Origin of the sequence: Sanguibacter inulinus, from assembly GCF_013415325.1 — a bacterium.
GTDB lineage: Bacteria > Actinomycetota > Actinomycetes > Actinomycetales > Cellulomonadaceae > Sanguibacter > Sanguibacter inulinus.
This window is the reverse complement of record NZ_JACBYE010000010.1, coordinates 55894-68071: the sequence shown is the minus strand read 5'-3', so window position 1 is coordinate 68071 and position 12178 is coordinate 55894. Positions and strand designations below refer to the sequence as shown.

The window sequence follows — 12178 nt, the reverse complement described above, 5'->3', positions numbered from 1 at the left end:
ACCACGAGGCGGAGGAGACCTTCGGTACCCCGTCGCGCTCTCGTCGAGCGCGCGTACCGAAAGGCACCGTTCATGGACGTCCCCCTCTGGGTCTGGGCCCTCACCGTCGGCGTGATCGTCGCGATGCTCGCCGTCGACTACGTCGGCCACGTGCGGACCCCGCACGCCCCCTCCATCCGCGAGGCCGCCTGGTGGTCCGCCGGCTACGTCGGCGTCGCGATCGTCTTCGGCCTCATCGTCTGGTGGGTCTGGGGCGGCACGTACGGCGGCGAGTACTTCGCCGGGTACGTCACCGAGAAGAGCCTGTCCGTCGACAACCTCTTCGTGTTCGTCCTCATCATCACGGCCTTCAGGGTGCCGCCGATCATGCAGCAGAAGGTGCTGCTCATCGGCATCACCATCGCGCTCGTCATGCGCACGGCCTTCATCTTCGCGGGGGCCGCGATGATCGAGAACTTCAGCTGGGTCTTCTACATCTTCGGCGCCTTCCTCGTCTACACCGCATGGGCCCAGGCCAAGCACAGCTCTGAGGAGCCCAAGGAGTTCTCCGAGAACGCCGTCCTGCGCCTGACCCGCCGCATCTTCCCGACGACCGACACCTACGTCGGCGACAGGCTCACCACACGCATCGACGGGCGCCGCCACATCACCCCGATGCTCATCGTCATGATCGCGATCGGAAGCGCCGACCTGCTCTTCGCGGTCGACTCCGTCCCGGCAATCTTCGGCCTCACCCAGGAGACGTACCTCGTGTTCGCCGCGAACGCGTTCTCGCTCCTCGGCCTGCGCCAGCTGTACTTCCTCATCGACGGTCTGCTCGACCGCCTCGTGTACCTCGCGTACGGGCTCGCGGCGATCCTCGGGTTCATCGGCGTCAAGCTGCTCATCCACGCGCTGCACACCAACGAGGTGTCGTTCATCAACGGCGGCGAGCACATCACCGCGATCCCGGAGATCCCGACCGCGCTGTCCCTCGGGTTCATCGTCGTGGTCCTCGCGGTCACGACGGTCGCGAGCCTCGCCAAGGACCGCTCGGTCCGCCGCGCGGCGGCCGAGCTGGGCGCGGAGAAGTAGCGGGTGAGGGGTGCCCCGCAGACACGGGGCACCCCTCCTCAGCGGCAGGACCGTACCCGGGCGGCGCCTGCGCGGGGCCCGCCAGGGCGGCCATCAGCCCGGCCGCCCCGCGGTGATAGTGTGGACGCGAGATACTAGGCCCAGCAGGTGTGCGCAGGACGCCCCGACGGTGGCCCCACACCCTCATCTCCCTAGTCACTCGTCGGTCAACGTGCAGGAAGTCTCAGTGCCTCAGGCAGCCCCCGAAAGCCCCGCTCTCACCGAGAGCGGCACCCCCTCGTCACGCGACAGCGCGGCCGTCCTCTCCGAGGCCCGACGCCGGCGCTCCTTCGCCGTCATCAGCCACCCCGACGCCGGCAAGTCGACGCTCACCGAGGCCCTCGCGCTGCACGCCAAGGCGATCCGCGAGGCCGGACGCGCTGACGGCAAGGCCGGCGGCAAGCGCACGGTGTCCGACTGGATGGACATGGAGCAGGCCCGAGGGATCTCGATCACCTCCGCGTCGCTCCAGTTCACCTACCGCGACGCCGTCATCAACCTGGTCGACACCCCGGGCCACGCGGACTTCTCCGAGGACACCTACCGCGTGCTCTCCGCGGTCGACGCAGCCGTCATGCTCGTCGACGCCGCCAAGGGCCTCGAGGTCCAGACCATGAAGCTCTTCGCGGTCTGCAAGCACCGCGGCATCCCCCTCATCACGGTCATCAACAAGTGGGACCGTCCCGGCAAGGACGCCCTCGAGCTCATGGACGAGATCCAGGAGCGCACGGGCCTCGTGCCGACCCCGCTCACCTGGCCCGTCGGCGTCGGCGGAGACTTCCGCGGCGTCCTCGACCGCCGCACCGGCGAGTACACCCGCTTCACCCGCACCGCGGGCGGCACGACCATCGCCCCCGAGGAGCACATGGGCCCCGAGGCCGCGCTTGAGCGCGAGGGCGACGCGTGGACCACCGCGGTCGAGGAGGCCGAGCTGCTCGAGGCCTCCGGCGCCGACCACGACCTCGACTCCTTCCTCGGCGGCGAGACCACCCCGGTGCTCTTCGGCTCCGCGGTGCAGAACTTCGGTGTGCACGCGCTGCTCGACGTCCTCGTCGACGTCGCGCCGTCCCCGACCCCGCGCGAGACCGTCACGGGCGACACCCGCCCTGTCGACGCTCCGTTCAGCGCCTTCGTCTTCAAGATGCAGGCCGGCATGGACACCGCGCACCGTGACAGGCTCGCCTTCGCGCGGATCTGCTCGGGCGTCTTCGAGCGCGGCATGGTCGTCACCTCGACCCGCACGGGTCGCCCCTTCGCGACCAAGTACGCCCAGCAGGTGTTCGGCCGTGAGCGCACGGTCGTCGACGAGGCCTTCCCGGGTGACGTCGTCGGTCTCGTCAACGCGGCGAACCTGCGCGTGGGCGACACCCTCTACCTCGACAAGCCCGTCGAGTACCCGGCCCTGCCGACCTTCGCACCCGAGCACTTCGCGGTGATGCGCGCCAAGGACGTCTCGCGCTACAAGCAGTTCCAGCGCGGCGTCATGCAGCTCGGTGCCGAGGGCGTCGTCCAGGTGCTCCGCTCCGACCTGCGCGGCGACCAGGCCCCGGTGCTCGCCGCCGTCGGGCCCATGCAGTTCGAGGTGGCCGAGCACCGCATGGCCACAGAGTTCAACGCGCCTGTCACCCTCGACCGCCTGCCCTACGAGATCGCCCTGCGCACGACGCAGGAGTGGGTCTCGACCCTCGACGCCCAGCTCGGCGTGGAGGTCCTCCAGCGTGAAGACGGGGAGCTGCTCGCGCTGTTCCCCGACCGCTGGCGCGTGACGTCTGTCCGCAACCGGCTCCCTGACGCGGTCCTCGAACCGCTCGTGGCCACCTGATCTCAAGCACGACCCCAGGGCCCCAGAGCGGGCCGCCCCACCTGACGAAGGTACGAACGTGATCACCACCACCAAGATGACTCTCTCAGCGCCCCCGGCGCTCCAGCGCGGTGCCCTGCGCATCGTGCCGCTCGGCGGCCTCGGCGAGGTCGGCCGCAACATGACCGTGTTCGAGCACGAGGGCAAGCTGCTCATCGTCGACTGCGGCGTCCTCTTCCCCGAAGAGCACCAGCCCGGCATCGACGTGATCCTCCCCGAGTTCACGTGGATCCGCGACCGCCTCAAGGACGTCGTCGCGATCGTCCTCACGCACGGCCACGAAGACCACATCGGCGGTGTCCCGTACCTCCTCAAGGAGCGCGCGGACATCCCCGTCATCGGCTCCAAGCTGACCCTCGCCTTCATCACCGCGAAGCTCAAGGAGCACCGCATCCGCCCCCGCACGATCGAGGTCGAGGCCGGCGGCACCTCCAAGCAGGGCCCCTTCGACCTCGAGTTCATCGCGGTCAACCACTCCATCCCCGACGCCCTCGCCGTCGCGATCCGCACCCGTGCGGGTCTGGTCATCAACACCGGTGACTTCAAGATGGACCAGTTCCCGCTCGACTCGCGGATCACAGACCTCAACCACTTCGCGCGCCTGGGCGAGGAGGGCGTGGACCTGTTCATGACCGACTCGACCAACGCCGAGGTCCCCGGCTTCACCATGTCGGAGCAGGAGCTCGTCCCCGCGATCGAGCAGGTGTTCCGCACGGCCCCGCGCCGCGTCATCGTGTCGAGCTTCGCGAGCCACGTGCACCGCATCCAGCAGATCCTCGACTCCGCCCACGAGGCCGGCCGCAAGGTCGCCTTCGTCGGCCGCTCGATGGTCCGCAACATGGGGATCGCCGAGGAGCTCGGATACCTCAAGATCCCGCGCGGCCTCGTGGTCGACCTCAAGAAGCTCGAGTCGATGCCGCCCGAGAAGATCTGCCTCGTGTGCACGGGCTCGCAGGGCGAGCCGATGGCCGCGCTGTCGCGCATGGCCAAGAGCGAGCACGTCATCAAGGTCGACGAGGGTGACACCGTCCTCCTCGCCAGCTCGCTGATCCCGGGCAACGAGAACGCGATCTACCGCGTCATCAACGCCCTCACCGACCTCGGCGCGACCATCGTGCACAAGGGCAACGCGAAGGTCCACGTCTCGGGCCACGCCTCCGCCGGCGAGCTCGTGTACTGCTACAACATCGTCAAGCCCCGCAACGTCATGCCGATCCACGGCGAGTCGAAGCACCTGCGCGCCAACGGCGCCCTGGCCGAGAAGACCGGCGTGCCCTCGAACAACGTGGTCATCGCCCAGGACGGCACGGTCGTCGACCTCTTCAAGGGCAAGCTCTCGGTCGTCGGCAAGGTCCCCGCGGGCTACGTGTACGTCGACGGCCAGACTGTGGGCACCGCGACCGAGGACACCCTCGCCGAGCGCCGAGCGCTCGGCTCCAAGGGCATCGTCACGGTCCTCGCGCTCGTCGACCTCGACCTCGGCGTCATGGCCGAGACCCCCGAGTTCATCACCCGCGGGTTCGTGCACGACGGGCACACCTTCGACGACGCTGTCGTCGAGATCGAGAAGGCCCTCGCGCAGATCCCCAAGAAGGACGTCGGCGACATCGACCGCCTCGAGGCGACCATCGCCAAGGCCGTCTCGCGCTGGCTCCAGCGCAAGTACCGCCGCGAGCCGCTCGTCAACGCGATCGTCGTCGACGCGTGAGCTGAGGCTCCACCGAGCACGACCTGGCCCCGTCTGACGGAGCCGCACGACGCCGAGGGCGCCGACCTGTCCGAGAGGACGGGGCGGCGCCCTCGGCGCGTCCTGAGACCTCCGTGCAGTACCTTGACCGTCATGGCCAGCCCTCTCAGCGAGCTCAGGTGCCTCGGCGAGCCGACGCTCGCCCACGTCGACCTCGACCTGCTGGACCGGTACCGGTTCGCCGACGGTGGCGGCTTCCCGCCGTCCTACAGTGACCTCGTCCGACGGGTCGGGTGGGGCAGGACCTTCGGTCTCTGGCTGGTCTACCCGCCGCTCCTGCCCGGCTTCGCCGACAGCTGGCAGGGCCGAGCAGCCGAGCTCACGCGCCGCTTCGCCGCGACCTACGACGACGGCCGGCGCGAGGACTTCGACTGGATGGTCGAGCCGGACGGCAGCTGGGAGCTCGCCGCCGACCTCTGCGTCTTCGCCTGGAGCGAGAACGGCGACGCGCTGCTCTGGGACACCGGGTCCCGCGGTGCCGACGGCGAGCTCCCGGTCTGGGAGTCGCGGTCGCTCGACTCCCTCCACCACCTCGGGGGATCTCTCGTCGAGGCTCTCGGGCAGCTCAGCGCCAGCGCCGACGCCCTGTTCGGTCCACGCGACCACGACGTCGAGCCCTTGCCCGCCGTCAGGCTGTGACCAGCCGAGGCAGGTGCCCCCGGCGCGTCAGAGTCGTCGGTGAAGACCTGCGTGTCGTACTCGTTCTCAGCATCCCACCGGGGCCAGGCCTCGGCGATCACCTCGAGAAAGCTGTCGTCCTGCGTCAGCCGGTCCTCCGCAGGGGGGCTCGGTGCTGCCCGGCCGCCGGGCCATCGACCCAGCCAGCCGGTCGCAGCGCGTCACTGCCGCGCCGCCCGGAGGTCGGTGATCAGGCGAGGTACCCGCCGTTCGGCGATCTTCCTGGTCTCAGCCAGGGGGTACGCCAACCGCACGACGAAGTAGTTGACGTACTCGACGACCCCGAAGGACCACGCCCCCAGGACGAGGACCGCAGCCCAGGGGGCTGACGGCCACCAGACCAGCATCCCGACGAGTCCCACCACGAGGAGCACAGGGTCGAGGACACGGAAGACGCTGTAGACCGCGGCGAGCCCTGCGGGCATCGTCCTCCGGCAGACCCACGTCCGGGCGGCCAGCCAGTAGAGGCCGGCCTGCACGAGGACCACCAGCAGCGGTATCAGCGCCGACCAGAGCGCGAACCTGTCATCGGGATCGCCGAGACGCGGGACGACGGCGGTGGTCGCGACCCCGGCGAACACTGCCGCAGCCACGAGCTCACCGGACCCCAGGCTCAGATAGGTCCGGCGCAGCTCGTCCCGTCGCCCGTCCGTCACACGAGAAACCCTATCCACGGCAGCCCCCGCCCGCGGCTCTGAGATCCCGGGACCCCGAGATGCCGGACGCCGGACGCCGGACGCCGGACGCCGGACGCCGGACGCCGAGATCGTGACGTCGGAGCGAGATCGGGCCCTGCACGTCACGATCTCGCTCCGACGTCACGATCTCGCCGGAGCCGGAGCAAGAACCTGAGCCGGAGCCGGAGCTGCAGACGGCGCCGGCGGGCCGGGGCCGCCAATGATCTGGCGCTGTCGGGGAACGGTCCCCGGCCCGGCGCGAGGCGCGCAGGTGTGAGGATAGGTGCGGCACACCAGGCAGCACAGGCGGTAGGAGGCACAGACGGTGACAGGCGACGACAGCGCGCGCACGTGGACCAGCGAGGCGGTGCGGCTGCTCGAGGCCGACGCGACCCGGAGCGCCGACACCCACCTGCTCGTGTTCCCCCTGCCTGCTGAGTGGGGCATCGACCTGTACCTCAAGGACGAGTCGATGCACCCGACAGGGTCGCTCAAGCACCGTCTCGCGCGTTCGCTCATCCTCTACGGCCTGGTGAACGGTCGCATCCACGAGGGCACGACGCTCGTCGAGGCGTCGAGCGGCTCGACGGCGGTGTCCGAGGCGTACTTCGCGCGGATGCTCGGCCTCGACCTCGTCGCGGTGATCCCCCGCGGGACGAGCGCCGAGAAGATCGCTCGCATCGAGTTCTACGGCGGGCGCTGCCACCTCGTCGACGACCCGGCGTGCATGGACGACGAGGCCGCCCGCCTGGCCCGGGAGTGCGGCGGGTACTACCTCGACCAGTTCACGCTCGCCGAGCGCGCGACAGACTGGCGCAGCAACAACAACATCGCCGAGAGCACCTTCCAGCAGCTCTCGGCCGAGCGGCACCCTGTGCCCGCCTGGGTGGTCGTCGGTGCCGGGACCGGCGGGACGAGCGCGACCTTCGGGCGCTACGTGCGGTACCAGCGGCACGCGACCCGCGTCGCCGTCGTCGACCCCGAGGGGTCGGCCTTCTACGGCGGCTGGAGCACCGGGCGCCCTGACCACACCACCACCGCCTCGAGCCGCATCGAGGGGATCGGCCGACCGCGGGTCGAGCCGTCCTTCGTCCCGGAGGTCGTCGACGAGATGATCCCTGTGCCCGACGCGGCCTCGCTCGCCGCCATCCGGCTGCTCCGTGAGCGCACCACGTACTGGGCCGGTGGGTCGACGGGGACCAACCTCGTGGGGGCTTTCCAGCTCGTGGCGCGGATGCTCGCGGCCGGCGAGACGGGCAGCGTCGTCACGCTGCTCTGCGACGGCGGGGCGCGCTACGCAGGCACCTACTACGACGACGCGTGGGTCGCGGCGCAGGGCTTCGACCTCGCCCCGCACCTGGAGCGGATGGACGCGTTCCTCGCGAGCGGGGTGTGGGACGAGGGTCTTCCGGCTGGGCGAGAGACGAGCACCCAAGGCTCGGGGCGCGACGACCGCGCCGCCACGCCCAGCGGACCGGACGGCGCGGGTCCCGCAGGCGGTCCAGGAGCCGTCCCTGCGATCCGGAGCGGTGACGCGCGATGAGCACCTCTGACCGCAGGCTCGTCTTCGTCGACATCGACGGCACCTACGCCCACCACGGCGCGGTCCCGACTGCCCACGAAGAGGCTGTCGTGGCTGCCCGCGCAGCCGGCCACAGGGTGCTGCTGTGCACGGGGCGGTCCGCCGGGATGCTCCCGCGCGGGATCCTCGACATCGGCTTCGACGGGATCGTCGCGTCGGCCGGGTGCTACGTCGAGGTCGGGGGCACCGTGCTGGTCGACCGCCGGATGCCCGACGACCTCGCCGCGCGGGTGCTGGCCGCCCTCGACGACAGCGGTGCGGCCTACGTGCTGGAGGCGCCCGACGGTGTGTACGCGCGCCCTGGTGTGCCCGACAGGCTCCGGGCGCTGCTCACAGCGCCCGGCGGACCCGACGGGACCGTCGACTTCCTCGACATGGTCACGGTCCGCGACGACCTGTCGCAGACGTCCTTCGCCAAGGCGACCTATCTCGAGTCGGCCTGGACCGCGGCGGCCGTCCTCGACGCCGTCGGCACCGGGCTGGGGCACGTGCCCACGTCGCTCCCGCACGCCGACGACCACAGCGGGGAGATCCACCTGCTCGACGTGCACAAGGCCGTCGGCATCCGCGCAGTCGTCGAGCATCTCGGGGCGCACGACGACACGATCGTCGCCTTCGGCGACGGCATCAACGACGTGGAGATGCTCCAGCTCGCCGATGTCGCCGTCGCCATCGAGGGCTCGCACCAGCGGGTCCTCGACGCCGCAGACCTGGTCGCCGCACCTCCCCTCGAGGCGGGGCTGGCCGCGGTCTTCGCCAAGCTCGGGCTGCGCTGAGCGGGACCGTCCCTCGGCTTTCGGTCACCCTCCAGAGGCACGAGTCGCTGTGTCATCGAGCCCTCACCACGAACCACTATGGCGAGCCTGGTCGCCACAACGGGCGTTAGTGACGACCAGAGTCGCCACAGGACATGGGACATGACGAGAGCCGAGCTCGACGGCACCGGTGCCGCGGCTCAGCCCAGCGTCGGGACCGCGTCGAGCAGCGCCCGCGTGTACGGCGACGTCGGTCGGGTGAGGACCTGGCGGGTCTGCCCGGCCTCCTCGACGCGTCCGCCGCGCAGCACGACGGTCTCCTCGCAGAGCTGCCCGACGATCGCGACGTCGTGGCTGACGAGGACGAGGGTGAGGCCGAGCTCGGTGCGCAGGCGGGCGAGCAGCTCCATGATCTGCTGCCGGACCGACACGTCGAGGGCGCTCACGGGCTCGTCGCCGACGAGCACCTTCGGCGACGGCGCCAGGGCCCGCGCGATCGCGATGCGCTGACGCTGCCCGCCGGAGAACTGCGCGGGGTACTTGCGTCGCGCGTCGGCGTCGAGGCCGACCCAGCCGAGCACCTCGTCGACGCGGGCGGAGCGCTCGCGCTGGTCTGCGCCGATGCGCAGCGACTGGAGCGGCTCGGCGACGATCTGCGCGACGGTCATGCGCGGGTCTAGGGAGGAGCGGGGGTCCTGGAGCACGACCTGCACCTCGCGGCGGAAACGCTTGAGGAGGGCCCTGTCGCGACGGTCGAGCGTCTGCCCGCGGTAGCTGACCTGACCCGAGGTGGGCGTGTCGAGGCCGAGCAGGAGCCGCAGCAGCGTGGACTTCCCGGCACCGGACTCCCCCACGATCCCGACGCTGCGCCCCTCGTGCACGGCGATGTCCACGCCGTCGAGGGCCGTCGTCGTGCGACCGCGTCCGCCGAACTCACGGCTGACGCCGTGCAGCGCGAGGAGCGGGGCGCTCGTCGCGGCGACATCGGACGATGCCCTCTGGTCTCCTGGTGCGGCGGCGCCCGTCGTGAGAGGTGCACCGGCTGCGCGATCGACACCGCCCGGGGTCTTCTCGGTCATCGCTCGTCCTCCTGAGGGAGCCGGCTGACGGCGCGCGCGGCGGCGAGCAGCTGGCGCGTGTACGGGTGAGCGGGCGCGTCGAGGGCCTGCGCGACAGTCGTCGCCTCGACCACCTGCCCTGAGCGCATGACGACGAGGTCGCGGGCGACCCGGGCGACGACGGGGAGGTCGTGCGAGACGAAGACGAGCGTCGTGCCCGTCCGTTCGATCAGCTCGTCGAGCAGGTCGAGGATCTCGGCCTGGACGGTGACGTCGAGGGCCGTCGTCGGCTCGTCGGCGAGCAGCACCCGCGGCTCGCAGGCCAGGGCCATCGCGATGCTGACGCGCTGGCGCTGACCGCCCGAGAGCTGCCACGGGTAGGAGCCGAGGATGCGCTCGGTGTCGTCGAGCCGTACGAGCCTGCAGAGGTCGGCGGCGAGCTCGCGGACCTTCGTCCGGGAGGCTCCGCGGTGCAGGCGCAGGGGTCCGGCGATCTGCCGACCGACGGTCATCAGCGGGTCGAGGGCCGTGAGCGGCTCCTGGAACACCGTGGCGACCTGGGCGCCGCGGACCGAGCGCAGGGCCCGCTCGCCGAGGGTCAGCAGGTCGCGCCCGTCGAGCAGCACCTGGCCTGTGGCGGTCATGCCCTCGGGCAGCAGCCCGAGGATCGCGGCTGCGGTGAGCGACTTGCCCGAGCCGGACTCGCCGATGATCCCGAGGCGTCCGCCGAAGGGCACCTCCCAGCTCACGGCGTCGAGCAGGGTGCGCCCACCGGACGTGCGGACGGTCAGGTCACGGACCTCGAGCGCGGTCATCGGTCTCCTCGCAGGCTCGGGTCGCTGCGTTCGCGGATACCGTCGCCGAGCAGGTTGAGGCCCAGCACCGTCCAGGCGATGAGCAGGCCGGGCAGGATCGCGGCGAGGGGCGCCGCGGAGATGGTCGCCTGCGCCTCGTTGAGCATGCGTCCCCACGAGGCGTAGGGCGGGCGTGGCCCGAGGCCGAGGTAGGACAACGACGCCTCGGCGAGGATCGCGGCCCCGGCGAGCAGCATGAGCTGGACGAGCAGGGTCGGGGCGACGTTGGGCAGCACGTGCCGCCGGACCGTCCCCCACCAGCCCGTCCCCGAGGCGGCTGCCGCGACGACGTAGTCCTCGCGGAGCACCCGCGAGGCGTTGATGCGCGTGATCCGCGCGATCACCGCAGCACCTGAGATGCCGATCGCAGCGATCACCGAGCTGAGCGAGGCGCCGCGCACGGTGACGATGAGCATGGCGAGCAGGAGGGTCGGGAAGGCGATCATGAGGTCGACGACGTTGAGCACGGCCACGTCGACCCACCGCGTGGTCGACGCGGCGAGGACGCCGAGCGTGATCCCGAGGACCGCGGCGATCGCGACCGAGCACACGGCGACCACCACGGCGTTGGTCGCGCCGGCCATGAGCTGGCTCAGCACGTCCCGCCCGAGCTTGTCCGTGCCGAGCCAGAAGTCGGCGCTCGGACCACCGAGACGCTCCCCCGTCCCGCGGGTGCCGATCGTGTAGGGCGTCCAGAAGAAGGCCACGAGGCCGACGAGCACGACGACCGCGACCATCGAGGCCCCGACGACGAAGGACGGGCTGCGCAGGCGACGGGCTGGCGCGCGGCGCGGGGCAGCGGCGGATGCGTCCGGCGCAGAGCCGGGCGCGTCGGAAGACGGTGCGGCGGTAGAGAGCGGGCCGCGGGGCGAGTCGAGCTGGTCGGTCATCGCGAGCCTCCAGCCGCGCCGAGGGTCGAGCCGAGCCGCAGGCGCGGGTCGATGGCCCGCTGCAGGAGGTCGACCCCGAAGTTGACGACGAGCACGACGGCCGTGATCGCCAGCACGAGCGCCTGGACGACGGGCAGGTCGCGCCCGGTGACCGAGTCGAGCAGCAGCGTGCCCAGACCGGGGAGAGCGAAGACGTTCTCGATGACTACGGCGCCGAGCAGCGAGGTCGCGAGCTCGATGCCGAGGATCGCCACGACGGGCACGGCGCCGTTGCGCAGACCGTGCCGCGCGAGCGCCTGCCAGCGTCCGTAGCCGAGCGATCGGGCCGTGCGGACGTAGTCCTGGTCGAGCACGTCGAGCGTCGCCGACCGCACGTAGCGCACCATGACCGACGACATCGCGATCGACACCGTCACGACGGGCAGGACGAGCGAACGGACGGCGGCCGCCGGGTCGTCCCAGCCCTGCCGCGGGAAGCCACCGGGCGGCAGCACCCCGAGGCGCAAGGCGAAGATCCACACGAGCAGCACCCCGACCCAGAACACCGGGACGGCCACCCCGAGCTGGGAGACCGCGGAGACTGCCACACCGACGACACCGCGGCGCTTCACGGCCGCGACGACGCCGAGCGGCACCGAGACGAGGACCGACAGCACGAAGGCTGCCAGGCTCAGCGGGACGGTGATCGGCAGCTTGCTCGTGATGAGCTCGCCGACAGGCAGCCTCGACACGAAGGACGTGCCGAGGTCGCCCGTCAGCAGAGCACCGGCCCAGTCACCGAGCTGCGCGAGCGACGACTGGTCGGTACCCAGCTCGCTGCGCAGCTGGTCGAGCTGGTCTGTCGTCGTCCCCACACCCAGCGTCGTGCCCGCGCTGTCCCCCGGGAGCAGGCGCAGCACGACGAAGACGACGACGGCTGCGAGCACGAGCGACACGAGGAGCGTCACGAGGCGGACTGCCACG

11 protein-coding genes are annotated in these 12178 nt (G+C 71.2%); 6 read left to right on the top strand and 5 right to left on the bottom strand.

Translation table 11 applies throughout. The features are described 5' to 3' along the window. Positions 1–72: 72 nt before the first annotated feature. The 4 genes from HZZ10_RS06385 to HZZ10_RS06370 all read left to right on the top strand — a co-directional run bounded on the left by HZZ10_RS06385 (position 73) and on the right by HZZ10_RS06370 (position 5360). Positions 73–1074: a TerC family protein gene (locus HZZ10_RS06385; RefSeq protein ID WP_179912874.1), complete on the top strand. Its 1002-nt coding sequence runs from the start codon at positions 73–75 to the stop codon at positions 1072–1074. 226 nt (positions 1075–1300) lie between these two features. Further along, on the top strand, positions 1301–2935 hold the full coding sequence (locus HZZ10_RS06380) for a peptide chain release factor 3 (RefSeq protein ID WP_056136126.1): 1635 nt from the start codon (positions 1301–1303) through the stop codon (positions 2933–2935). Between the two features lie 76 nt (positions 2936–3011). Then, positions 3012–4682, top strand: coding sequence for a ribonuclease J (locus HZZ10_RS06375; protein WP_056136481.1), 1671 nt, complete (start codon positions 3012–3014; stop codon positions 4680–4682). A gap of 132 nt (positions 4683–4814) precedes the next feature. Next, positions 4815–5360: a hypothetical protein gene (locus HZZ10_RS06370; protein ID WP_179912873.1), complete on the top strand. Its 546-nt coding sequence runs from the start codon at positions 4815–4817 to the stop codon at positions 5358–5360. A gap of 200 nt (positions 5361–5560) precedes the next feature. Here the strand turns inward: HZZ10_RS06370 and HZZ10_RS06365 are convergent, their stop codons facing one another. Beyond that, positions 5561–6055, bottom strand: a complete 495-nt coding sequence (locus HZZ10_RS06365) for a hypothetical protein (protein ID WP_179912872.1) — start codon at positions 6053–6055, stop codon at positions 5561–5563. Between the two features lie 346 nt (positions 6056–6401). Between HZZ10_RS06365 and HZZ10_RS06360 the strand changes: the two genes are divergently transcribed. Next, on the top strand, positions 6402–7619 hold the full coding sequence (locus tag HZZ10_RS06360) for a PLP-dependent cysteine synthase family protein (RefSeq protein ID WP_308507509.1): 1218 nt from the start codon (positions 6402–6404) through the stop codon (positions 7617–7619). Then, positions 7616–8434 (top strand): HAD hydrolase family protein, encoded by an 819-nt coding sequence (locus HZZ10_RS06355; RefSeq protein WP_179912871.1) that lies wholly within the window; start codon positions 7616–7618, stop codon positions 8432–8434. Before HZZ10_RS06360 ends, HZZ10_RS06355 begins: the two co-directional genes overlap by 4 nt. Before the next feature lie 179 nt (positions 8435–8613). Here HZZ10_RS06355 and HZZ10_RS06350 read toward each other — a convergent pair whose 3' ends face one another. The 4 genes from HZZ10_RS06350 to HZZ10_RS06335 are packed head-to-tail and all read right to left on the bottom strand — an operon-like array spanning position 8614 to position 12177. After that, positions 8614–9492: an ABC transporter ATP-binding protein gene (locus tag HZZ10_RS06350; protein WP_228087170.1), complete on the bottom strand. Its 879-nt coding sequence runs from the start codon at positions 9490–9492 to the stop codon at positions 8614–8616. After that, complete coding sequence (locus HZZ10_RS06345) at positions 9489–10286, bottom strand: ABC transporter ATP-binding protein (RefSeq protein WP_179912870.1); 798 nt, start codon at positions 10284–10286, stop codon at positions 9489–9491. Before HZZ10_RS06345 ends, HZZ10_RS06350 begins: the two co-directional genes overlap by 4 nt. Next, complete coding sequence (locus tag HZZ10_RS06340) at positions 10283–11215, bottom strand: ABC transporter permease (RefSeq protein WP_179912869.1); 933 nt, start codon at positions 11213–11215, stop codon at positions 10283–10285. Before HZZ10_RS06340 ends, HZZ10_RS06345 begins: the two co-directional genes overlap by 4 nt. Beyond that, positions 11212–12177 (bottom strand): ABC transporter permease, encoded by a 966-nt coding sequence (locus HZZ10_RS06335; protein ID WP_308507508.1) that lies wholly within the window; start codon positions 12175–12177, stop codon positions 11212–11214. The genes HZZ10_RS06340 and HZZ10_RS06335 overlap by 4 nt, the downstream gene beginning before the upstream one ends. Between the last annotated feature and the right edge of the window lies 1 nt (position 12178).